General features: G+C 70.2%; 23 protein-coding genes. 11 read left to right on the forward strand and 12 right to left on the reverse strand.

Features of this window, described 5'->3' with window-relative positions; translation table 11 throughout:
* Positions 1-7: 7 nt before the first annotated feature.
* Positions 8-3,616: a discoidin domain-containing protein gene (locus AB0M88_RS10090; protein WP_364098332.1), complete on the reverse strand. Its 3,609-nt coding sequence runs from the start codon at positions 3,614-3,616 to the stop codon at positions 8-10.
* Positions 3,617-3,761: 145 nt separating this feature from the next.
* Between AB0M88_RS10090 and AB0M88_RS10095 the strand changes: the two genes are divergently transcribed.
* From AB0M88_RS10095 to AB0M88_RS10105, 3 genes are read left to right on the forward strand one after another with little or no spacing between them, the layout of a single operon-like run.
* Entirely contained in the window at positions 3,762-4,220 is a 459-nt protein-coding gene (locus tag AB0M88_RS10095) for a hypothetical protein (protein ID WP_364098335.1), read from the forward strand.
* Entirely contained in the window at positions 4,214-4,441 is a 228-nt protein-coding gene (locus AB0M88_RS10100; RefSeq protein WP_364098338.1) for a hypothetical protein, read from the forward strand. The genes AB0M88_RS10095 and AB0M88_RS10100 overlap by 7 nt, the downstream gene beginning before the upstream one ends.
* Positions 4,438-4,575 (forward strand): hypothetical protein, encoded by a 138-nt coding sequence (locus AB0M88_RS10105; RefSeq protein ID WP_364098341.1) that lies wholly within the window; start codon positions 4,438-4,440, stop codon positions 4,573-4,575. Before AB0M88_RS10100 ends, AB0M88_RS10105 begins: the two co-directional genes overlap by 4 nt.
* On the opposite strand, the gene AB0M88_RS10110 is transcribed toward AB0M88_RS10105, so the two are convergent.
* The 6 genes from AB0M88_RS10110 to AB0M88_RS10135 are packed head-to-tail and all read right to left on the reverse strand — an operon-like array spanning position 4,572 to position 10,127.
* The gene (locus AB0M88_RS10110; protein WP_364098344.1) at positions 4,572-6,104 is read right to left on the reverse strand and encodes a fused response regulator/phosphatase; all 1,533 of its coding nucleotides are present in this window, start codon (positions 6,102-6,104) and stop codon (positions 4,572-4,574) included. The two genes, AB0M88_RS10105 and AB0M88_RS10110, sit on opposite strands and share 4 nt — an antisense overlap.
* Complete coding sequence (locus AB0M88_RS10115) at positions 6,101-7,417, reverse strand: sensor histidine kinase (protein ID WP_364098431.1); 1,317 nt, start codon at positions 7,415-7,417, stop codon at positions 6,101-6,103. Before AB0M88_RS10115 ends, AB0M88_RS10110 begins: the two co-directional genes overlap by 4 nt.
* 23 nt (positions 7,418-7,440) lie before the next feature.
* A complete protein-coding gene (locus AB0M88_RS10120; RefSeq protein ID WP_364098347.1) occupies positions 7,441-8,469 on the reverse strand; it encodes an ATP-binding SpoIIE family protein phosphatase in 1,029 nt (342 codons plus the stop codon).
* Positions 8,466-8,870, reverse strand: a complete 405-nt coding sequence (locus tag AB0M88_RS10125) for an ATP-binding protein (RefSeq protein ID WP_364098350.1) — start codon at positions 8,868-8,870, stop codon at positions 8,466-8,468. The genes AB0M88_RS10120 and AB0M88_RS10125 overlap by 4 nt, the downstream gene beginning before the upstream one ends.
* Positions 8,867-9,292, reverse strand: coding sequence for an STAS domain-containing protein (locus AB0M88_RS10130; protein ID WP_364098353.1), 426 nt, complete (start codon positions 9,290-9,292; stop codon positions 8,867-8,869). Before AB0M88_RS10130 ends, AB0M88_RS10125 begins: the two co-directional genes overlap by 4 nt.
* Before the next feature lies 1 nt (position 9,293).
* A complete protein-coding gene (locus AB0M88_RS10135; RefSeq protein ID WP_364098356.1) occupies positions 9,294-10,127 on the reverse strand; it encodes an STAS domain-containing protein in 834 nt (277 codons plus the stop codon).
* Positions 10,128-10,275: 148 nt separating this feature from the next.
* On the opposite strand from AB0M88_RS10135, the gene AB0M88_RS10140 reads away from it, so the two are divergent.
* The 3 genes from AB0M88_RS10140 to AB0M88_RS10150 all read left to right on the forward strand — a co-directional run bounded on the left by AB0M88_RS10140 (position 10,276) and on the right by AB0M88_RS10150 (position 11,527).
* Positions 10,276-10,629, forward strand: a complete 354-nt coding sequence (locus AB0M88_RS10140) for an STAS domain-containing protein (protein WP_364098359.1) — start codon at positions 10,276-10,278, stop codon at positions 10,627-10,629.
* 112 nt (positions 10,630-10,741) lie between these two features.
* Positions 10,742-11,185, forward strand: coding sequence for a large conductance mechanosensitive channel protein MscL (gene mscL / locus AB0M88_RS10145; protein ID WP_364098434.1), 444 nt, complete (start codon positions 10,742-10,744; stop codon positions 11,183-11,185).
* Between the two features lie 108 nt (positions 11,186-11,293).
* Entirely contained in the window at positions 11,294-11,527 is a 234-nt protein-coding gene (locus AB0M88_RS10150) for a hypothetical protein (protein ID WP_364098362.1), read from the forward strand.
* Between the two features lie 323 nt (positions 11,528-11,850).
* Here the strand turns inward: AB0M88_RS10150 and AB0M88_RS10155 are convergent, their stop codons facing one another.
* Complete coding sequence (locus tag AB0M88_RS10155; protein ID WP_364098365.1) at positions 11,851-12,693, reverse strand: zf-HC2 domain-containing protein; 843 nt, start codon at positions 12,691-12,693, stop codon at positions 11,851-11,853.
* 49 nt (positions 12,694-12,742) lie between these two features.
* Positions 12,743-13,372 (reverse strand): CGNR zinc finger domain-containing protein, encoded by a 630-nt coding sequence (locus tag AB0M88_RS10160; protein WP_364098368.1) that lies wholly within the window; start codon positions 13,370-13,372, stop codon positions 12,743-12,745.
* 227 nt (positions 13,373-13,599) lie between these two features.
* On the opposite strand from AB0M88_RS10160, the gene AB0M88_RS10165 reads away from it, so the two are divergent.
* The gene (locus AB0M88_RS10165) at positions 13,600-14,397 is read left to right on the forward strand and encodes a L,D-transpeptidase family protein (RefSeq protein ID WP_364098371.1); all 798 of its coding nucleotides are present in this window, start codon (positions 13,600-13,602) and stop codon (positions 14,395-14,397) included.
* Between the two features lie 3 nt (positions 14,398-14,400).
* Here AB0M88_RS10165 and sthA read toward each other — a convergent pair whose 3' ends face one another.
* The gene (gene sthA, locus AB0M88_RS10170) at positions 14,401-15,804 is read right to left on the reverse strand and encodes a Si-specific NAD(P)(+) transhydrogenase (RefSeq protein WP_364098374.1); all 1,404 of its coding nucleotides are present in this window, start codon (positions 15,802-15,804) and stop codon (positions 14,401-14,403) included.
* Between the two features lie 105 nt (positions 15,805-15,909).
* Positions 15,910-17,469 carry an SdrD B-like domain-containing protein gene (locus tag AB0M88_RS10175; protein WP_364098377.1) on the reverse strand — a complete coding sequence of 520 codons (1,560 nt, stop codon included), beginning with the start codon at positions 17,467-17,469 and terminating at the stop codon, positions 15,910-15,912.
* Between the two features lie 164 nt (positions 17,470-17,633).
* Between AB0M88_RS10175 and AB0M88_RS10180 the strand changes: the two genes are divergently transcribed.
* The 4 genes from AB0M88_RS10180 to AB0M88_RS10195 all read left to right on the forward strand — a co-directional run bounded on the left by AB0M88_RS10180 (position 17,634) and on the right by AB0M88_RS10195 (position 22,118).
* Positions 17,634-18,896, forward strand: coding sequence for a hypothetical protein (locus AB0M88_RS10180; RefSeq protein ID WP_364098380.1), 1,263 nt, complete (start codon positions 17,634-17,636; stop codon positions 18,894-18,896).
* Positions 18,897-19,140: 244 nt separating this feature from the next.
* Complete coding sequence (locus AB0M88_RS10185; protein WP_364098382.1) at positions 19,141-20,286, forward strand: glycosyltransferase family 1 protein; 1,146 nt, start codon at positions 19,141-19,143, stop codon at positions 20,284-20,286.
* Positions 20,283-21,413, forward strand: coding sequence for a glycosyltransferase (locus AB0M88_RS10190; protein WP_364098385.1), 1,131 nt, complete (start codon positions 20,283-20,285; stop codon positions 21,411-21,413). Before AB0M88_RS10185 ends, AB0M88_RS10190 begins: the two co-directional genes overlap by 4 nt.
* Positions 21,414-21,422: 9 nt before the next feature.
* Entirely contained in the window at positions 21,423-22,118 is a 696-nt protein-coding gene (locus tag AB0M88_RS10195) for a hypothetical protein (RefSeq protein ID WP_364098388.1), read from the forward strand.
* Here the strand turns inward: AB0M88_RS10195 and AB0M88_RS10200 are convergent.
* Positions 22,064-22,423 (reverse strand): STAS domain-containing protein, encoded by a 360-nt coding sequence (locus AB0M88_RS10200; RefSeq protein ID WP_364098391.1) that lies wholly within the window; start codon positions 22,421-22,423, stop codon positions 22,064-22,066. The two genes, AB0M88_RS10195 and AB0M88_RS10200, sit on opposite strands and share 55 nt — an antisense overlap.
* Positions 22,424-22,564 lie beyond the last annotated feature (141 nt).

Raw genomic sequence — 22,564 nt, forward strand, 5'->3', positions numbered from 1 at the left:
TGTGCATTTACGTAGATGTAACAACCGCCCGCCCCGCGGGGCCCCACACTGTGAGGGGGGGGTTGCCGGCGGAAGCCGGCACGTCGATCTTCTGCTTCTGGGTGGTTCCCAGCTGCTTGCCGGTGAGGTCATAGCAGGTGGCGGACACCGTGACCCCGGTGAGCGCGGCCGGCGTGTGGTTGACCGCGCGCACCCGCCACGTGCCCGGATCGGCCTGCACGTGCCGGGCCTCGCAGCCCTTGCGGGCGCCGTAGTAGGCGCCGTTGACGTCCAGGTCGTAGTCGTAGGTCTGCCAGACCGTGCTGTACCAGGCCGGATGCGACATCCACAGAAGCAGGCCGGACGCGTTCTGGAAGAGGCTGGCGTTCCAGGCTTCGAACATCGCGCGGTGGTTCTCGAAGTTGACGAACTGGGCCCGCGCCGCGAACTGCTCCAGCGAGGTCGACGCGCCCAACCGAGCGTCGATGGCCGCCTGGTAACGGTCCGTGTGCTGGTTCCCGATCGGTGACCAGTCGTGGTAGTTCCAGACCTCACTGATCGGCCACCCCGGTTGGTCGCCGACCAGGTTGCGCATGGTCTCGACGACCGGGATCACCGGCATGCCGATCTCGGTGTGGAAGCCGAAGACGCCGGCCTGGTACTGGTTGGGGTCGGCGTAGAGGGCCGGGTCGATCCAGTGCCAGGGGCCGGAGCCGCTGACGATGCCGGCGTTCGACGACGGGATATATATGACCTCGGGGTCCTCGTCGGCGACCGCCTTCTCGAGCCCGGCGCCGATCGCGGCCGGCGGATATTCCTCGTTCGCCCCGCACCAGACCGCGATCGACGGGTGGGTGCGATAGCGGCGGATCGTGTCGGCCGCGATGTCGATGTAGGTCGGCGACGAGTCGATGAACTGGCCGGCCTCCCAGAAGTCGTTCCAGACCAGGATGCCGAACTCGTCGCAGGCGGCGTAGAACTCCTCGCGGTTGCTGCTGCCCAGCCAGTTCCGGATCATCGTGAAGTTCATGTCGCGGTGCATCGCGACGGTGTCGCGGGTGCGGTACGGCTCGGTGCGCCGCAGCAGTTCGTCCCAGCCCCAGTTGCCGCCGCGGGCGAAGACCGGCGTGCCGTTGACGCTGATCTTGAGCTCGACCGCGGTGTTGTCGACCTTCTTGACGTCGGTCCAGTCCTGGTCGTTGTCCGAGATCTGGATCGTGTAGTCGCGGGCGTAGGCCTGCTCCCAGGCGATCACGACGGTGTCGAAGGTCTGCGCACTTCCCAGATCGACCCGGATCCACTCGCCGTCCTGATAGCGACTCGACCAGCGGCTGCGCGGGTTGTCGTCGACGGCGTTGGCGGCCGGGTTGCCGTCGTCACCCGAGGCGGTGACGTCCCGGTGGAGGGCGAGGTCGGGACCGCTGCCGCTCTTCACGCTCAGCGTCCACATGGAGATGCCCCACGAGGTGGTGCGGCGGCCGCCGAGGATGCGGACATATCGGGCGGTCTGCGCCGGGAAGGTCTCGGTCTGGACGCCCGTGTCACCGATCGGGGTCTCGTTGTCGACTTCCTTGACGTCGGTCAGCGCGCCACCGTCAACTTGTCCGATCTGGACCTTGAACTGCAGCGCGTAGGCCGTCTCCCAGACGATCGTGACCCGGTCGAATTCCTTGGCCTCGCCGAGGTCGACCTGGACCCACTGGTTGTCGTCGTAGGTGCTCGACCACCGCGTGTTCAGGTCGCCGTCGGTGACGTTGGCCGGCCCGTCGCTGTCGTTGTCGCTCGACGACGCCGTCGCCGGCTGACGCAGGGCCAGATCGGTCCCGCCGTCGCCGTTCCGCACCGAAAGCGACCACATCGAGTTGCCCCAGCCGGTCGCACGCTGAACGGCGAGAATGCGTACATACCGGGCGTTCTGCCGGTCGAACGTGATCGTCTGAGTGGCGTGGTTGTTCTCGAAGTTCAGCGGCGGGATCGCGGGCGGCGAGATGACCACCGGCTGGTCCCAGTCGTACGAGAACTCCCGGATGCCGAACCTCGTGACCCGCTCGTCGCTCGTGCGCCCGCCGACCGTGGCGGTCAGCGTCAGATCGTGCAGCACCGGATCGCCGTAGCCGTTCGGCCACCACAGCTTGGGGTTGCGCACCGTCACGGCGTCGAAGGTGGCGGTCACCGTCTGTCCGGCGGGAACGGTCACGGTACGCGTGATTGTGGTGGAGTCGAACTTCGCTTTGAGCAAGGCGGTGATCGACGTCGGGCCCGCGTTCTTCACCGGCACCGAGATCGCCACGGTGGCCGACTTGGCGCTCGGCACCTTGGTCACGACATGCGGGTCGCCGAGCACGGCCGCACCCGTGCTGCGCAGGCGCACGTGGTTCCAGATGCCGGAGACCCGGTCGCGGACGGCCGGCATCCAGTCCCAGCCCGACACCGCGAGATAGGTCGGCGAGTCCAGATAGATGTGGCCGCCCTGCAGGAACGTGTTGCCGTCCTTGCCCTTGTCACCGGGGGTACCGGGGTGCGGCATCGGCGTGATCTTGACGGCCAGGACGTGATCTTTCCGGCCCTGCAACGCCGACGTGATGTCGAAAGCGGCCCGGGCGAAGGGGTGCGTCACGGTGCCGACCTCGACGCCGTTCACCCAGGTCGTGGCCTGGTGATTGACGCCGTCGAACTCGAGCCAGACGTGCCGTGAGGCATCGAAACCGTGCGGGAGGCTGAACGGCCGGCGGTACCACCACTCGTGCCGCGACAGCGCCTCCGGGATGCGCATGTTCTCGAAGCCGCCGACCGGGTCGGGCAGGTGTCCCTGCTCGACCAGGCTGGTCAGCACCGTTCCGGGCACGGTCGCCGGCAGCCAGTCGCGGGTGTCCACGCCGGCGCCGGTCGGCGGCGCGCCGACGAAGTCGTCCAGGGTCAGCGACCAGCCGGACTCCAGCGGCACCGTGCCGTCGTCGGCCACCGTCAGCGCGGGCGCCGGCCGGGTGTTGCCACCCTCCCAACTTGTCCAGCCCTTGGCGACCGGGCGCGGTGTGGTCGCGGTGCCGTAGACCTGGAAGCCGTTGAGGCCGACCGGGTTGCTGTTGGTTCGCTTGGTCACGCTCAGTCGCACCCAGCGCGCGGTGACCGGCTGATCCAGCTTGATCGCGACGGTGCCTCCGGCACCGTCCGTCACGTTCTGGACCGACTTCCAGTTCCGGCCGTCCGTCGAGACGTCCAGGGTGTACGCGACGGCCGCGCTGGACCGGATCTCGTCGCCGTCGGTGTTGCCGAAGTTGCCGTCGAACGGCGGGTCGGCCGCGGTCGCCTCGAACACCAGGGTCACGGCCTCGACCCGGCACTGCGCCTGCAGGTCGACCGAGATCCACTGCGGATCCCCGGCCGCCGCGCGCCAGCCGCTGCCCTTGACACCCACCTGGGCGAGCCGGTCGACCGCGAACGTGCCCGGGGTCGGCGCGTAGTCGGTCGAGGAGACCGCGATCGGGCGGTAGAGCGCCAGGTCGGTCTGGTTCGGATCAGTCGGGGTGGTCCCCGGTGCAGCGGCCTGCGCGGCACCGTCGGGAAGGACGGCGCTCGCGCCGATCGACGCCAGGAGCGTGGCTCCGGCGGAGAGGAAGGTCCGGCGGGAAACGGGCATCCATACCTCCAAACAACGCCCGGCCGCGCCGGGCATGACAACGTTGTCAGGCTGCGCGTCCGATCCAAGCGTGTCAAGACTTGAATAAAGCCGACATCATCCGGCAACATTCGGCCGCCGAGTACCCGCCAGCCATACTGGGCGCATGGGTCGTCGGTGGTTCCACTCGCGCTGGTCAGCTCTCGTGATCGGCCTGGCCGCCGGAGCGATAGTGGGCTTCGCGGTCTACTGGGGAAGCCGGTTGCACGACGCGGGGCTCTACACGTTGTGCGGCACCGTGGCCGGAGGCATTGCGGCGCTGGTCTTCTGGGGATTCGCGCGCCGGGCCCGGCTCACCGAACTGAAGCTCTCGATCCCCTACCTCACCGACGTCACCTTCGCCGTCACCCCGACCAACGAGGCCGTGGCCTGGCAACTCTTCGTCCAGTCGGCGACCCGCATCTCCGCCCAGCCCATGACCGAAGGCACCGGCATCGTCCGCGAGTCGCTCGACTCCTCTACGAGCTGTTCCGGTCCGTACGCGAGATCCTGCTCAACGCCCGGCCGACCGCCCGCGGTGGCAGCGGCCTCCAGACCGTCGAAGACCTGGCGATCGGCATGCTGAGCGTCCAGATGCGCCCGTTCATGGCGAAGTGGCACGCCCTGCTGTCCGAATGGGAGAAGGCCAACCCGGGCGTCCCCGAGTCGAAGTGGCCGCAAAACCAGGAGTGCCGCGAGCAGCTCGAAGAGATGCGCCAGGGCATGCTCGAATACATCCGCGGACTGGGCCAGCTGGCCGGCGCCCACAACGTCGAAGCCCTGCTCGGCGACAAGCCCACCGGTTGACGCCCGGCCCGTCGGGGCTGAGCCACGTCGTGGTGTCGGCCGCCTCGGCGGCGTCCGGCTGGGTGGAACGCGAGATCGAGATGGCCGAGCGGGTCACGGTAACCGTCGACGGCTACCGCGCGGCGAAGCCCTAGAGACCGCGGCGCAGGGCGACCACCGCGATGTCGTCGGCCTGCTGGCCGGGACCGGGCAGCACGCGGACCAGGCGCCGGGTGAAGGCGTCCAGGTCAAGGTCGACGTCGGTGGCGGCCTTCGCCAGCAGACCCAGGCCCACGTCGATGTCGGCGTCGCGGCGCTCGACCAGGCCATCGGTGTAGAGCACGAGCGTGCCGCCGCGGGGCAGGAGGAATTCGGCCTCGGCCGGTCGGGGGGCGTTGATGCCGAGCAGCGGACCGTGGGCCTCGACGAAGCGGACCCCCTCGTCGGTGCGCAGCAGCGGTGGCAGGTGGCCGGCGCTCGCCAGCCGGATCACGCCGGTCGCCGGGTCGAGGGTGAGCAGGCACAACGTGGCCGAGTCGTTGGGCAACACGGTCCGCATGAAGCGGTTGACCAGCTCGAGCACGGTGGCCGGCGAGTGGCCCTCGACCGCGTACGCCCGGACGGCGTGCCGCACCTCGGCCATCACCGTGGCCGCGTGCAACGAGTGGCCGGCCACGTCACCGATCGCGACCAGCAGGCGACCGTCCAACATGGTCAGCTCGTAGAAGTCGCCGCCGACCTCGGTCTGGGCGCCGGCCGGCTCGTAGCGGACGGCCAGGTCGAGGCCGGGCACGTCGGGCAGCTGGGTCTGCAGCAGGCTCCGCTGCAACGTGACCGCGATCCGGTGCTCCTCGTCGTACGACCGCTGGGCCTCGACCGCGGCCGCGACCGCCTGCGACAACTGCCGCAGCACCGGGAAGCCCGGGGTCTGCGAGCTGCTCGGCACGGCCACGTAGACCGGCGGCCGGTCGGGGCGCAGCCGGGCCGCGGCCACCGTGACCGACTCGTCCGGCGGCCAGTCGACGACATCCCAGTCGGACGGGTCGTCGGTGCGTACCACCGAGCCGACCGCGACGCCGGAGGGCGGCGGTGCCCACTGGCTGATCGTCGGCGGCGAGCCGAGGGCGACCAGGCTCTGCCCGTCCACACCCTCGGCCAGCACCACCGCCGGGCCGCCGAAGATCTTGTAGGCGCCGTCGACGGCCGCCGCGAGCAGGCCCTCGATGGTGGACGCCGAGTTGATCGCCAGCGTGGTCTCGGCCAGCTGAACCAGGCGGGCGGCCAGCGACTCGGCCCGCTGCCGGGCCGAGTAGTAGCGCAGCACGGCCTGGGCGGTCGCGATCAGTTCTTCCGGTTCGATCGGTTCGACCAGGTACGCGTCGGCGCCCCGGTTCAGCCCCTGCGTACGGTCGACCACGTCGACGGCGTGGGCCGAGACGTGGATGACGGGTAGTACGCCGTACGCCGGATCGCCCTTGATCCTCTCGCAGACCTCGAACCCGCTCATGTCGGGCAGCTTGACGTCGAGGACCACCAGGTCGACCCCGGAGCCGGGCAGCATCGCGAGCGCCTGCCCGCCGGTCTCCGCCTCGCGCACCGTGAAGCCGGCCCGGGTCAGCCAGCTGACCAGCAGATATCGCTTGGTCGCGCTGTCGTCGACGACGAGGATCGTGGCCGGGTTCATGACAGCGGCAGCCGGACCGTGAACGTGCTGCCCTCACCCACCGTCGACTCGACCCGCAGCGCGCCTCCGAGCAGCCCGGCCAGCCGCCGGGCATAGGGCAGGCCGAGCCCGGTGCCCCGGCCGTTGAGCGCCTGGCTGCCCGGCACCTGGTAGAACTCCTCGAAGATCCGCTCGTGCAGCTCGGACGAGATGCCCGTGCCGGTGTCGGCCACCACGAACTCGACGTCGTCGCCGACCGCCCGCGCGCTGAGCCGCACCGACCCGGCCGCGGTGAACTTGAGCGCGTTGGTGAGCAGGTTGCGCAGGATCTGGGCCAGCAGCACCTCGTCCGAACGCAGCGTCGTCACCGCCGGCTCCTCGATGATCAGCTCGACCTCGGGCCGGGTGACCAGCGGCCGCAGCGTGCCCCGAAGCTGGCCGAAGACCGCCTTGAGGTCGACGGCGGCCCAGTTCGGCTCGATCCGGCCGGCCTCCGCCTTGGCCAGGTCGAGCAGGTCGTTGACCAGCGACAGCAGATCGGTGGCCGAGCCCCGGATCAACTCGACCTGGCGGCGCTGCTCCTCGGTCAGCGAATCGGACGACGGGTCGGTGAGCAGCCGGCCCAGCCCGATGATCGCGGTGACCGGGGCCCGCAGCTCGTGGCTCACGTTGGCCAGGAACCGGGTCTTCGCCTCGCTGGCCGCCCGCAGCTGCACCGACTTCTCATCCAGCTCGGCGTAGAGCGCGACCACGCCGCGGTTGGTCTCCTCCAGCTCCTCGGAGAGCTGGTTGTAGAGCGCCATCACGCCGTGGTTGGTCTCCTCCAGCTCGGCGTTGAGCCGGGCCAGGTCGTCGCGCTGTCGCCGTACCTCGTCGAGGGCCGCGATGAGCTGCTGGTTCTGCACGTTGAGTTCGTCCAGGGGGGTGCCCGGGACGTGTGCGGCCAGGCCTTCGCGGATGTCGTCCATGCGCTCGGGAGTCAGCTTCGGGGCGGACGCCGGCAGCCGTCGCACCATCCGTACGACCGTACCGGTTTCCTCATCGCCGACCTCCATCGTGTCGACCAGACGGCCGACCTGCCCGAGGTGCGGCGCCAGCCGGGCTGCGTCGCCCGGCACCGGATTGCGCACCGCCACCTCGAGAACGGGTACCCCGTTCGACGCGATCGTGAACGCGACCTCGGCCTCACGGCTCTCGGCCAGCATCACCCGGCCGACCTCGCTGATGGCGGTGGCCAACCGGGTCTGGTCCTGGACCTCCAGGCCGACCAGCCGAGCCACCTCGCGGCCGAGCTGTCGCACCACGAAGACGTCCTGCTCGATCCGCAGGCGCATCTTCATGAGCGGCTCGGACCGGGTCATGGCAACCGGGCCACTAAGACGCCGGCGTCGTCGCGCCGGGTGCCGGCGTCGCGCAGTACGGTCGCCGCGATCACGATCGGCGGGTGGCTGAGCAGGCCCGGGTAGTCGGCCGGGTTCCACCGGTCGACGACCCCGTCGCTGTGCATCAGCAGGACGGCACCGGGAGCCAAGGGGTAGTCGTATTCCCGGATCTGGCGGCGCTGGTGCCCGGCGATGCCGGGCAGCGAGACCAGGCCGCGGCGGGTGCCGTCGGCCCCGAACAGGGTGCCGGAGATGTTGCCCAGGCCGGCATAGCGGAGCACGCCCGCGTCCGCGTCGAGCTCGGCCACCGCCAGCGCCGCCCCGCGAGTGTGGTTGAGCTTGCGGTGCAGCACTTCCACGACCGCGGCCGGAGGGCCCGCGGGGGCGTCGGCGAACGCGTGTACCGCCGCGTGGGCCGCGGCCGCCGCGGGGCCGCCGTGCCCGAGCCCGTCGCACATCAGGACCTGGTGCCGGCCCTGCGCCTCGCGCACGGCGAAGGCGTCGCCGCTGGCCGGCTCGCCGGTCATCGGGCGGGTCAAACCCGAGGCCCAGGCGGGCTCGGGCGCGGCGGACGGCCAGACCTGGGCGACCAGAACGGTTCCCTTGCCGGGTACGGAGTGCAGGTCGGACCAGTCGGACTGCCGGACGATCGCGCCGAGGCCGATGCCGAGCGTGCCGGAGGTGGAGTGCCCGTCGCCGATCGCGTGCGCGACGTCGGCCATCCCGGGCCCGCCGTCGAGCGCCACGATCTCGACCCCGGCCTGCTCGCGTGTGCGCACGGCGCGGATCAGCAGCATCCCCTGGTCGGCGTGCTTGACCAGGTTGCCGGCCGCCTCGGCGGTCACGATCGCCAGGTCGGCGACCCGGCGGTCGGGCATGCCCAGCTCGATCGCGAGCCGCTCGGCCGCCCGGCGCACCGAGGATGCGGTCGCGGTGGCTTCCACCCGGGACCAGAGTCCTGCCTCGAGGAGACCCTCGGGTAGTGCCACCGTGCCTCCGCTCATCGACACCACTTGATCACGGTGATGCTGGTTCCCTGACCGACTGTCGTATCGATGTCGAACTCGTCGACCAGGCGGCGGGCGCCGCTGAGGCCGAGCCCGAGACCGCCGCCGGTGGTGTAGCCGTCGGTGAACGCGAGATCGAGGTCGGCAATGCCCGGTCCGTCGTCGGAGAAAACTATGCGGATGCCCTGGCGTCGGCCGTTGTCGACCCGGCTGACCTCGACCGTGCCTCCGCCACCGTAGACCAGGGTGTTGCGGGCCAGCTCACTGGCCGCGGTGACCAGCTTGGTCTGGTCGACCAGGGAGAGCTTCACCGCCACCGCCTCGGTACGCACGAGCTGGCGTACGCGGACGACGTCCTGGTCGGTGGTGACCTCGAGGCGGCCGGCCTGGTCGCTCACGAGGCGGGCACCACGGACGTTTCGGCCTCGTCGTCGCCTTCGTCGCCCTCGTCGCCCAGGTCGACGACCGGCGCCTCCCGGGCGAGCAACTGCATGCCCAGCTCGACGTTGAGCGCCGTGCGGATGCCGGGCAGCGAGAGGCCGAGCTCGACCAGCGTGATCGCCACCGCCGGGCGCATGCCGACGACGACCGTCTCGGCGTCGAGCACCCGGGATATCGAGGCGATGGTGGCCAGCGTGCGGCCGACGAAGGAGTCGACGATGTCGAGCGCGCTGATATCGATGATCACGCCGTGGGTGCTGGTCGTGACGATCCGCTCGGCGAGGTCTTCCTGCAGCTGGAGGGCGACCTGATCCTCCATGTCGATCTGGATGGAGACCAGGAGCAGGTCGCCGATCTTGAGGATCGGTACCCGGTCCACGTCAGCGCTCCCGCCGGGTACGGCTGATCACATAGCGCAGGGCGTCGGCCAGCGAGGCCTTGGTCGCGATGTCGCCGAACTCGATGCCGAGGGCGACGATCGTCTGGGCGATCTGCGGGCGGATGCCGGAGATGATGCAGTCGGCGCCCATCAGGCGGGCCGCCACCACGGTCTTGAGGATGTGCTGGGCGACCTGGGTGTCGACGGCCGGAACACCGGTGATGTCGATGATCGCGTACGGCGAGCTGGTGTCGACCAGGGTCTGCAGCAGACGCTCCATGACGACCTGGGCCCGGGCCGAGTCGAGCGTGCCGACCAGCGGCACCGCGACCACGCCCTCCCACAGTTTGACCACCGGCGTGGAGAGCTCGAGCAGCTGCTCGGCCTGGTCGGCGATCAGCTCCTCACGGGCCTTCACATAGCTGTCGAAGGTGAACAGCGCGGCCGCGTCGATGAACTCGGAGAAGCTCACGTAGTCACGCAGCGTGTCGAAGGTGCCGCCCTGATCGACCACGCTGAGTAGGGCGTGTTTGAAGGCGAAGACGCTGACCGCGGTCTCGGTGGCCGTGAAACCCTGCCGGGCCCGGCTCGCCGACAGGTCGCCGAGTTGAGCGCGCAGCTCGACCGCCGAGTCGTCGGTCAGCGACTGCGCGCCGCCGATCAACGCCTGGTGGAAGGCTTTACGCAGCTCAGAGGTCTGTCGCTTCAGCTCGGCCTGGCTCAGTCGGCCGCGCAGGGTGCGTGCGACCTGCTCGGTCCATGCGGCGACCAAAGCATCCTGATGTTCGTCGAGCAGAACGGCGAAGCGATCGACCCCATCCGCACTCAGCGCCACTGCACTCTCCCTGGCTCGTTCACGTGCGCGGACTTTACCACCGGGAGCGTCATTACTTGCTGTGGGCCAAGTAAATGCCGAGGGCCGCCCCGTCATGCGCTCGCGGCCCCATCTGGAGTACCGTTCACCACATACCTGGAGGTCCTGAATGTCCCTGACGGTACAAACGGAACAGCGCGGCGCAATGGTCGTCGTGGCGGTCGCGGGCGAGCTCGACATGGCCACCGCCCCGCAGCTGCAGGACCAGATCAGCGATCTGCTGGAGAAAGGTCGCACCCGGCTGGTCTTCGACCTCGCCGAGGTGTCGTTCTGCGACTCCACCGGGCTGTCGGTCTTCGTTCGGGCGAAAAACAGCACCGACGACGCCGGCGGCACGGTTCGACTGGCCGCCCCGCAGCGCGGCGTGCTGCGCATCCTCGAGGTGAGCGGCCTGGTCGAGGTCCTGCACACCTACCCCACGGTCGACGAGGCAGTGGCGGCGGAAGAACCCGCACTGGACTGATCTTTCCAGCTTGGGCCGGTCGGCGTAGTTTGTCGCCGACCGGTGGCGGGCACCTGCTGCCGGACGAAACGGACGGACCCCTCGGCCAAACGCAGGAGTGCTCGTGAACAAGATGGTCCAAGGCTTCAAAGACTTCATCATGCGGGGCAACGTCGTCGACCTCGCGGTCGGCATCGTGATCGGTGCCGCGTTCACCACCGTGGTCACAGCCTTCACCAAGGGCTTCATCCAGCCCCTCATCCAGCTGATGGGCGGCGGCAAGGGCGTCCACCCGGGCACCTGGCACGTTCGCAACGTGGAATTCGACTACTCGAGCTTCCTCAACTCGATCATCACGTTCCTGATCACCGCCGCGGTGCTCTACTTCCTGGTCGTCTACCCGCTCAACATGCTGGCCGAGCGCCGCCGCCGCGGCGAGGAGCCGCCGCCGGCCGCCCCGAGCGAGGAGATCGTGCTGCTCACCCAGATCCGCGACGCCCTGGTCGCCGGCCGCGCCTCGTCCGCGACCCACCGCGAGGCGCGGGGCGGCAACGAGGAGCCCCCGCGCTACCGGTGACGCCCGTCCGACCACCCCTGATCTGACCAAGGGCGAGCTTCCAGACACGCTGCGAAAAAGATCATCCGTCCCGGCGCCGTTCGAACAAATGTTCGATACAGTGCCGGGATGGAACAGCGAAAACACTGGTGGAACGGCAAATGGGGTCGCATCGCGCGCAAGGATGTCTACCTACGGGTGAGCGGCGACCAGTGGTATGTCGAGCAGCGGGCCGGAGGTGCCGACGGGGTGTCGCACTTCTTCGAGTACGACAGCGAGGAGTCCGCCCTCGACACGGTCCGGGCCATGCTCTCCGGCCCGGACGAGTGGCGTGAGCTGTCGGTCCGCCCGCCGGCCCGCTGAAAAAAAAGTCCCTCCGCACCATCCCCGGCCCGCGTTCCGCGGCCTGTGACGCCCCGCCGCCTGTTCTCCAGCCGGCGCGCCGCCCAGCCTGCGACGCGGAAGCTTCCCCGCCGGGCCCTCCCGGGCCTCCGAGCCGCCGCGACCCGCCGAGCCGCCAGTCCCTGAGCCGCCGGGCCTGAGCCGCCGCGAGCCTGAGCCGCCGCAGCCCTCAGCCGCCGCAGCCCTCAGCCGCCGCAGCCCTCAGCCGCCGCAGCCCAGGCCTTGGGAAACCGCCGCGACTTCCGCGCTCCGCCGAACTTCCGCCAGCCCGCCGGAATCCCCGGTCAGGCCGCCTGGCGCTCGTCGTGCTCCGCGGTGAGCGGACCGCCCGGCAAAAGCCGCAGCCCCGGCCGCATCGGCGCCGTCACCTCTTCGTCCTCCTCGTCGGCGAAGCTCGCGCGCCACCCCGACCCGGCGTCGACCCGCTGCCCCGGCGGCGCGGCGAATCCGCCCGGCACCTTCGACAGGGTCACCACCAGCAGATATCCGAGGATCACGAAGCCGTGGCTGATCAGCCGCGTGCCGTCGACCCGGCCGCCGGTGAGGTCGTTGAGCGAGAGCAGCAGAAGCATCCCGACGAACGCGGTCAGCATCGGCACCAGCCCGCTCGGCCGGGTGCGGCGCAGCGCGATGAAGAGGTAGCCGGCCCCGATCGAGACGTTCCAGGCCGCCGACTCGTTCCAGAGGTGCCCGGGCGTGGCGTCGAGCCCGGTGTGCACGTGGGCCCCGGTCACCCCGCCGCCGATCTGGGCGAGGCCGAGGATGAGCTGCACCGCGCCGACCGCGGCGAGCGCCAGGAAGAGCAGCGTGGGCCAGGGGACGCGCCGCCAGGCCGGCCCGGCGAGCCGGGCGACCAGAGAGGGCTGGGCGGGCAGCGAGGGCTGGGCAGGCAGCGAGGGCTGCGCGACCAGAGAGGGCTGAGTGGGCAACGAGGCCAGGATGCGGTCACCCAGATCGGGCACCGGCACCCCCGTACGCGTCAGCCGGTTGACCAGCGCGGCCTGCTCGAACCACGCCCGGCACCCGGCGCATCCGGCCAGGTGCTCTTCGACCAGCGCCCGCTCTGCCGGGTCGTCCTCGCCGTCCAGCTGCGCAGACAGCATCTCCCGCCACCGCTCACAAGCCATGAACCCATAGTCGCGCGAAAGAGTGGAAAGGTTCCCGGTCGAGTCTGCTTCAGCGCAGGCCGGGCGGCCCGGGAACCGTCGGGCGGCCGCCGCTGCCGCCGAGCAGCCGCTTGCGCTCCCGGAAAGCACGCAGGTTGGCCGTGTTTCCGCAGGTGCTGACGTCGTGCCAGACGCCGCTGTTGTTGCGCGAGGTGTCGAAGAACGCTGCCCGGCAGTCGGCGTTGTGGCAGAGCTTGAGGCGCGGCCACAACCCGGCCTGCTGGGCGAGCAGGGCCTCGGCCCACAGCGCCGACGCCAGCCAGCGGGTGCCGCGGCCGGTCGGGACCATGCGCACCCAGCCGTCGGCGTCGGGCACCAGGCTCACCGGGACGTCGGCCGGCGGCAGCGCGCCGTCGGGCTCCGGGTTGGCCCCGGCCAGGATCACGTTTTCGAACGTGATGCGCAGCCGGCGCATGGCCCGCAGGTCGGCGGTCGAGATCAGCAGGATCGGCGCCGGCAGGCCGGAGGCCCGGGACCAGGTGGCGAGCGCCTCGGTCAGCCAGATCTGCGCGTCATCGGCCATGGTCAGGAGATCGGCACCGTAGGACATGGTCGCCCGGGTGTTGATCAGCTCCTGAACGAGCGCGAGACCGGCCGGGGCTTCGCGGACCCCGTGCCGCGCACTGGCCTTCCATGACATAGCCGAAGCCTACTTGATTCTTTTTCATGACACTGCCCACCTCCCCATCCGTTCGGGCGACCGCTGTGGACAGCGATCACTACGGAACGCCTAGGCGGTGATTACGACAAATCGCTGGACCCATCGGTCCAGTGGTCGTAGGTGACGAAGTGACGGCAAAAGGCGGACCTATGGCCATAGTGAGACTTTTTCGGCAATGATCGGGGTGTGACCAGGGAGGCGATCCGATGCGCAAGGTTCTGACGTTCGTTCTGACGGCCGGCACCGCGCTCACCCTCGCCGCCGGGTGCTCCCACGACACCGGCACCTCCAGCGCGCAGGCCCCGGGCGTACCCTCCTCGGCCCCCAGCGGGCCCGCCTCGCCCTCGGTTTCCCCGTCGGCATCGCCGACGCCGACCTCCACACCGACCAAGCCACCCGCGCCCAGGAAGTTGAAGGTCGGCGCCAAGGGCGCCGAGGTGGTGGCGCTGCAGAAGCGGCTCACCGAGCTGGGCTATTGGAACGGCAAGGCCGACGGCCACTTCGGCGGCACCACCCAGCAGGCGGTCTTCGCGCTGCAGAAGGCGGCCGGCATCGGCCGCGACGGCACGGTCGGCCCCCAGACCCGCAAGGCGCTCGCCGCCGGCGTGCGGCCGACCGCCAGGTCGAAGGCGAGCAGCGGCTACCTGGTCGAGATCAACCTCAAGAAGCAGCTGCTGATGTTCGTCAAGAACGGCGCGGTGGTGGCCACCCTCAACACGTCGACCGGATCCAACCAGCACTACGTCTATCAGGGGCAGACCAATCTGGCCGACACCCCGACCGGCCACTTCAAGGTCGGCCGGCAGATCGACGGCATGCGGCACGGCCCGCTCGGCGACCTGTTCCGCCCGAAATACTTCAACGGCGGCATCGCCGTGCACGGGTCGCCGAGCATCCCGCCCTACCCGGCCTCGCACGGCTGCGCCCGGGTGTCCGACGCGGCCATCAACTGGATCTGGTCGACCGGCAAGATCCCGCTGAAGACCAAGGTCTGGGTGTATTAAGAGCTAGCCGTCGATCCGGGTGATGTTGCGGATCTTGTTGGAGGCGTCCAGGGCCGCCACCTTGTACGCCTCGGACAGCGTCGGATAGTTGAAGACCGCGTCGACCAGGTAGTCGACCGTGCCGCCGCAGCCCATCACCGCCTGCCCGATGTGGACGATCTCGGTCGCGCCGGTGCCGAAGACGTGCACCCCGAGCAGCTTGCCGTCGCTCGGCGAGACCAGCAGCTTGAGCATGCCGTAGGAGTCGCCGACGATCTGGCCGCGGGCCAGCTCGCGATAGCGGGCGATGCCGACCTCGAACGGGGTCGCGGAGTCGGTCAGCTCGTCCTCGGTCTGCCCGACGAAGCTGATCTCGGGAATCGTGTAGATGCCGATCGGCTGGAGCTTGTTCATCTCGCGCACCGGCTCGTCGCAGGCGTGATGCGCGGCCAGGCGGCCCTGCTCCATCGAGGTCGAGGCGAGCGCCGGGAAACCGATCACGTCGCCGACCGCGTAGATGTTGTCGACCGCGGTGCGGTAGTTGGAGTCGACCTCGATGCGGCCGCGGCGGTCGGCGGCGAGCCCGGCCGCCCCGAGGTCGAGGTCGTCGGTCTGGCCCTGCCGCCCGGCGGAATACATCACGGTGTCGGCGACGATCTTCTTGCCGCTCTTGAGGATGCAGAGCGCGGCGGTCTGGTGCCGCTCGACCGCCTCGACCTCCTCACCGAACCGGAACGTGACGCTGAGGTCACGCAGGTGGTATTTCAGCGACTCGACGATCTCCTCGTCGCAGAAGTCGAGCATCCTCTCCCGGCGCTCGACCACGGTGACCTTGGTGCCGAGGGCGGCGAACATCGACGCGTACTCCATGCCGATGACGCCGGCGCCGACCACGACCATGCTGCGCGGCACCGCCTGCAGGTTGATCACGCCGTCCGAGTCGACGATCGTGCGGTCGTCGAAGTCGACGCTGTCCGGCCGGGCCGGCCGCGTGCCCGCCGCGATGATGACCTTGTCGGCGGTGACCTTGGACTCGCGGCCGCTGCCCGCGTCGACCCAGATCGAGTGCGCGTCGGCGAACCGCCCGGTCCCGGTCACCATGGCGATGTGGTTGCGGGCGAGCTGGTTGCGGATGACGTCGGTCTGCCGGGCGATCACGTGCTGGGTGCGGGCGGCCAGGTCGCTGACCGTGATCTCGTCCTTGACCCGGTAGCTCGAGCCGTAGAGGTCGCGCTGGCTGAGGCCGGTCAGATAGAGAACAGCCTCGCGCAGGGTCTTGGACGGCACCGTCCCCGTGTTGATGCAGACCCCGCCGATCATGTCGCGACGGTCGATGATGCCCACACGACGGCCCAGCTTGGACGCCGCGATCGCGGCCTTCTGCCCGCTCGGACCCGAACCCAGAACCAACAGGTCGTAGTCATACACGTCGTCAGCCTCGCAGCCGGGCCGTTCCCCGGTCTATGGCCGTCATGATGTTTTTCCGCAGCGTTCGTGGGGCGGACGTCGCCGCCCGCCCCACGACAGCGCAGCTCAGTTGTCCTGCAAAGCGATCTTGACGGTCGGCGGGTCAGCCGGATTGACCCGCACGTTGGTCGCGGTGGCGAAGTCGACTCCGCCGTACCAGCCGTTCACGAACGCGCTGCCGGCGTAATACCGCAGGCGCACCGGCTGGGCGGCCACCCCGTCGAGGGTGCTCTGGTAGCTCACTTCCTTGACGAAGTCACCGGTCCGCGCGTTGAAGACGTCGACGGTCAGGTAACCGCTGTACGGCATGCCGTCCGAGGTCTTCGGCGCGATCGTCAGCCCGGTGCCCAGCTGGTGCAGGCTCGCGTCAGCCACGGTCGGCTGGGCGATGCCGGCCTGTACGGGCGTGGCCGCCTTACGGTCGGCCGCGTTGCCCGACCAGATCGCCCCATAGGTGTCAGTGCTGTCGTAGCTTCCGAACCGAACCGGCCACGCGTACGGCCCGAGGTTCGAGATCGTGTACGTCTGGTCGGACCAGCCGCCGCACCGCGGGTCGAGCTGGGTGGTTCCCTGGCCGGGACGGACCGGCAGCACCGAGGCGCATTCGTTCCACAGCACCTCGCCGGTGTCCGCGTCCCGGATCGTCCCCGTGATCGACGCGGCCGGGTCGAGGTCGACGACCGGCGCCGCGGCCGACTGCCCGGCCACCACGTCGAGCTGCTTGGCCTTGGACTGGATGCCGGTGCCGCCCTTGGCGCCGACCCACTGGATGCCGTGGGTGCCGTCCTCCGGCAGCGCCAGCAGGTCGTACGACCCGGCCGCCAGCTGGCCGATCGTGACCGTACCGTCGGCGGCGCTGTAGTTCGGGTCGCCGTACTGGCACATGTCGCTCTCGAACGAGCCGAAGACGGTCGGGAGCGCCACGACGCAAACGCCCGGGACCGGATCCCCGGTCGCCTTGTCGACGACCTTGGTGGTGACCGCGGCGGTCGCCTTCACCGACACCGCGACCTTGGCCAGCACGCCGAACTTCACCGTCACGCTGGCGGTGGTGCTCGCGTGCAGGCCGTCCGGTGACGTGATGTAGAGCGTCTGGGCGCCGTCCTGCACGTTCGGCAGCGAGAACACGCCGCCCGTCCCGCCGCACACGCCTCCGAATCCGCCCTGGTACTGGCTGACGCAGACGTCGTCGACCGGCGCGCCGGTGTCGGCGTCGGTGACCGTGAGCTGCACGCCGGTCGGCGAGATCAGCGAGTCGTCGACCTCGGTCGCCGCTCCGCCGGTCACGTCGACGACGGAAGCGGTCGAGTATGTGAGCTTCTGATGGGCCCACTGCGAGTGGAGTGTGGAGCCGAAGGTCGGCAGGACGAACTGGACCTTGTACTGACCGGGCGCGATCGCGGCGAAGGTGTAGTCGCCGTCGGCGTCACTGGTCGCCTGGCCGGCGCTGCCCCCGGCCGTGGTCCAGAGGTTCACCGTGACCTTGCCGCCGCCGGCCTGCGTGAACCGGCCCGTGATCGAGCCGGTGGCCGGGTCGTCGGCGTGCGCCGCACCCGGCAGCATCGCCCCCGCCACCAATCCCGCGGCCATGACCGCGAAACCGCGGCCCCACCTGCTTGTTCCCATATGTCCCGTCCCCGGAGTCTGGATCTTGCCGCGAGATTCTGGCACGCGGTCCCGGCCCCGCGCCGCCCCGGTTGATCGAGATTGATCAAGACAGCGGGACGGGGCACCAAAGATGATCACCGATGACTACGATCGCACCGCCCACCCCTATCGAAGGGACCTCAGTGAGAGTCGCAACTCCACGGTGGATCGCGGCCGTCGCCCTCCTCACCACGGCGGCATCCACCGTCGTGGGCGCCGTGCCCGCCTCCGCCGACACCGCGGGACCGCACTACGACGTCGAATCCTCGTTCAACGCGTACACCGACTCGGCCACCCCCGACGACACCACGTACTTCCCGAGCGGCGGCCTGGCCCCGGTCGGCACGTCGGTCGACGAGAACGGCGTCACCCACACGTCACGGGCGTACGCCGGCTTCGACATCGGCGGCATGAACGACTCCCGCCTCCAGCAGGCAGTTGTCACGCTGCCCGACGAACTCGGCGCGGACTGCACGGTCGCCCGCGACCTCACCGTGCGCCGGACGGCCGCGTTCGACGGCAACAGCTGGGCCAATCCGCCGGCCACCCAGGGCGCCGCGGTGGCGGTCACCCCGGCCGACGGGTGCGCGGTCACGCCGACCGCCGACGTCACCACGATGCTCGACCGTGCCCTCACCAAGCACGAGACGACGCTCTGGATCGAGATCCGGGTGCCGCAGCGGCACGAGACCAACAAACGCTTCGCGCGAACGCTCAGCTTCAATGACGTACGGCTGCAGGTGACGCTCACCAACCAGGCGCCGGACAAGCCGACCAAGCTGGGCGTGAACAACTCCGACCAGCCGTGCACGGACGACTTCGCCACCAACTCCGACTTCGGCGTCTTCGCCAACATGTCCGACAAGGACCGCAACCCGGGCGACGTGCTGACCCCGCAGATGGAGATGTGGCCGACCTCCGACCCGAGCGCGGTGACCCCGGTCGACGCGAGCATCCAGTCCGGCTTCGACGGCCTGTTCGGCAGCGGCTACATCCACGGCCGGACGCTGCCCGACGGCCGGTACGGCTGGCACGGGCGGACGTACGACCAGCGGGCGTACGGCCCGTGGAGCGACGCCTGCTACTTCACGATCGACCACGTCGCGCCCGCGACCGCGCCGACCGTCGCCTCGCCGGACTACCCGGAGAACTCGCCCACCCCGGTCGGCGGCTCGCTCGACAGCGGCACGTTCCTGTTCACCGCGAACGGCTCGGCCGACGTGGTCGCCTTCGCGTACGGCATGGACGGCTTCGAGTCGGCCCGCACCGACGCCGACCAGCCGGGCGGCGCCGCCTCGGTGAGCTGGTACCCCACCTCGTCCGGCCACCACACCCTGACCGTGTGGAGCCTGGACGCCGCCGGCAACCGCTCGAACCCGCGTAACTACGCCATCAACGTGGCGTGATCCTTCGGCGAGCGGGAAACGCAGGTTTCCCGCTCGCCCCACCAACGCGGGAGTCGCGCTACGGCCCGGAAGGGCCGGTGCGCCGCGGTGCGCCCGGAACGATCCGGGTGCCGGCGGGAACGGCCCGAAGGCGTACGTCTTGAGGGGTTTGATTTGACGCCGATCGCCTAAGCGTTCCACAGCGTTTGGGTAGCGGCTACAAAGTGACGGTTGCGGGGACATCGGCGCAGATCATCGTGGGAGCATGCGGATCGCACTGGTCACGGAGTCGTTCCTGCCGGATGTGAACGGGGTCGCCAACTCGGTTGTGCGCACGGCCGAGCATCTTGTGCGGCGCGGCCATCAGCCGCTCGTCATCGCGCCTCAGCCGCCGCCGGCGGTTCGGGACGCGCGCGTGGAAGTGCCCTATCCGGTGGTTCGGGTGGCGTCGATGCCGATGCCCGGTTATCCGCAGATTCGGCTCGGCCTGCCGACGCCGACGATTTCCGCCGCGCTGCGGGCGCACGGCACCGAGGTCGTCCACCTGGCCAGCCCGTTCGTGCTCGGCGCGTGGGGAATGATGGCGGCCAGGTCGCAGCAGTTGCCGACCGTCGCGGTCTATCAGACCGATGTCGCGGCCTATGCGCGCGCCTATCGGGTTTCGATGACCGAGGGCGCGGCCTGGCGGTGGATTCGCCGGGTGCACAACCTCGCCTCACGAACCCTGGTGCCGTCCACGGAATCGGCCGCGGCGTTGCACACGCACGGGGTGGAGCGCATTTATCTGTGGCGGCGAGGCGTCGACGACGTTCAATTCCATCCGCGGCATCGAAGTGACGGCATTCGCCGGGCACTGGCGCCGAACGGTGAGGTGCTGGTCGGATTCGTCGGCCGGCTCGCCGTGGAGAAGCAGGTCGACCTCCTGGCGGAGGTCTCCGGCCGGCCGGGGGTCAAGCTGGTCGTGGTCGGCGACGGCCCGGCGGCCGACATGCTCCACAAGGCGTTGCCCAAGGCAACGTTCCTGGGTGTACGCCGCGGGAAACAGTTGGCGCGCATCTATGCGAGCCTCGACGTTTTCGCCCACACCGGCCCGTACGAAACGTTTGGTCAAGCCCTGCAGGAAGCGATGGCGAGCGGCCTCCCGGTCGTCGCGCCGCGCGCCGGCGGCCCGGTCGACCTGGTCGCGGACGGGCGCACCGGTTACCTGGTGCCACCGTTCGAGGCGGCCGGCTTCACCGCGGCGATCGCCGACCTGGTGGCCGACCCGGAGAAACGGGCGACGTTCGGCGCGGCCGGCCGCGTCTCGATCGAGGGCCGCAGCTGGTACGCGGTCGGCGAGGAACTCCTGGGCCACTACCGCGAGGTCATGGACGTCACGGCGGGCAACCGCCCCACGGCGGTGGCTGCGTGAGGATTGTCCGCATCGCCAACTTCGTCACTCCGAAATCCGGCGGTCTCCGCACCGCCCTGAGACATCTCGGCACCGGCTACGAGGCTGCCGGCCACGAGTCGGTCCTGATCGTGCCCGGCCCCGAGGCCTCGGAGGAGCAGACTGCGCAAGGACTCGTGATCACGCTGCCGGGTCCGCGTGTGCCCGGGATGGGTGGCTACCGCATGCTGCTCGGCCGGCGACGGACCTCGGCGCTGCTGCGCGACCTGCGGCCGGACCGGATCGAGGTGTCCGACCGCACCTCCCTGCGCTGGGTCGGTGGCTGGGCCCGGAAGCGGGACGTGCCGTCGATGATGGTCTCGCACGAGAGCCTGGACGGCCTGCTGCGCCTCTTCGGCCCGGCCTGGGGCCGGCGGGTCGCCGACCGGCTGAACGGGCGGACGGCCGACGACTACGACCGGATCGTCTGCACGACCCAGTGGGCGGCGGCCGAGTTCGAACGGATCGGCGCGCCGAACGTCTCCCGCGTACCGCTCGGGGTCGACCTCGAACGGTTCTCGCCGACGCTGCACGACCCGGTGCTCCGGGCCCGGTGGGCGAAGCCGAACGAGATCCTGCTGCTGCACTGCGGGCGGCTGTCGGCCGAGAAGAAGCCGCGGCGCTCGCTCGACGCGGTGGCCGCCCTGCGCCGGGCCGCGGTGCCGGCGCGACTGGTGGTGGCCGGGTCGGGGCCGCTGCTGCCGATGCTGCAGGCCGAGGCCGAGAAGCGCGGGCTGCCGGTCTGCTTCCTGGGATTCCTCGGGGATCCGGCGCTGCTCGGGGCGCTGCTGGCGACCGCCGACGTGGTGATCGCGCCGGGGCCGGTGGAGACGTTCGGGCTGGCCGCCCTGGAGGCGCTGGCCAGCGGTACGCCGGTGGTCGCGAGCGCCGAGAGCGCCCTCTCCGAGGTGATCGGCACGGCTGGGATCGCGGCGCCGGGCGACGGGCCGGCCTACGCCGACGCGGTGCTCGCGCTGATGGAACGGCCGGAGGACCTGCGCCGGCGGGCGGCCCGCGAACAGGCCGAACGCTTCCCGTGGGCGACCGCCGTGGACGGCTTCCTCTCGGCGCACGGGGTCGGCCGCGTACGCCTGGTCGGTTCTGGGTAATCGACCCGCGTGAAAGTACGGTTTGTGGCCGCGCTGACCGGCGTCTTCCTGCTCAGTGGTTGTCAGGGGTGGTTCGGCGGAGCGGCACTGGTCCGGTCCCACGATGATCATCGGGTCCGCGGTGGCGGCGACGTCTCCTCGTTCGCCCTGGTCAACGGGGCCGACGTGGTCCGCGTACGCCTGGGCGATCTGGGCGGCGACCGCTACGAGGTGTCCACTCCCGACGGCGCCAAGGTCGTGCCCGCGGTCGACGTCGACGGCCACGAGGTGATCGCCGGCCTGCACGCGACCGACGGCGCCGGGCCCGCGCTGGTCACGGTCGTGCTCAGCTCGAAGGTGCACTGGAACGTGCGGCTGTCGGGCGGGGCCAACGACGAGTCGGTCGACCTGACCGGCGGCCCTGGCGGCGACGTCGACTTCAGCGCCGGCACCTCGCGCGCCGCGGTGGCCCTCCCGGCCGCCAAAGGTACGCAGCGGGTCGTGCTCGGCGGCGGAGCGGCGCAGTTCGACGTCCGGCTCGCCGGTGACGCCCCGGTGCGGGTCGCGGCGAGGGGTGGCGCGGGCAGCGTGACGATCGACGGCGAGACCCACTCGGGCGTCGCCGGAGGCTCGGTCTGGACCCCGGACGGCTGGTCAGCGGCAACCGACCGCTACGACATCGACGCGACCTCGGGCGTCTCGACGCTGGCCGTCTCGCGCGTGTAGCGGATGCGGTAGGCCGCGACACCGGCCGCCAGCAGCTCGGACCGGATCTCGGCGTTCGGATTGGCGAGCACCAGCGTCACCCGGTGATCGTCGGCCACCCCGCACAGCGCGGCCAGCGTGCCCAGGTTGATCGCGTCGAGGGTGCCGACGTCGCCGAGCTCGACGATCAGCTTCTGCGGCCGCACCTTACGCACGGCGTGGATGAGAAGCTGACGGAACGGGAGGGCGCGGTCGGCGTCCATCACGCCGTGCGGCTGGATGACGAGACTGCCGTCGGGCTCACTGCGGGTATCGACGTCGGACATCGGTCCGCCTTCCGTCAACCTGTTGTTGGCCGGGCCGTAGCCGTTCCTTTTCCGGGGGCGCCAGAGTATTCGCCGACCGTGTCCGCGTCGATCTCCGGACGCGTCGTCATGCACCAGCTGAAGAAAGTTTCTCAAAGGTTT

This window comes from Actinoplanes sp. NPDC051411, from assembly GCF_040682075.1.
GTDB lineage: Bacteria > Actinomycetota > Actinomycetes > Mycobacteriales > Micromonosporaceae > Actinoplanes.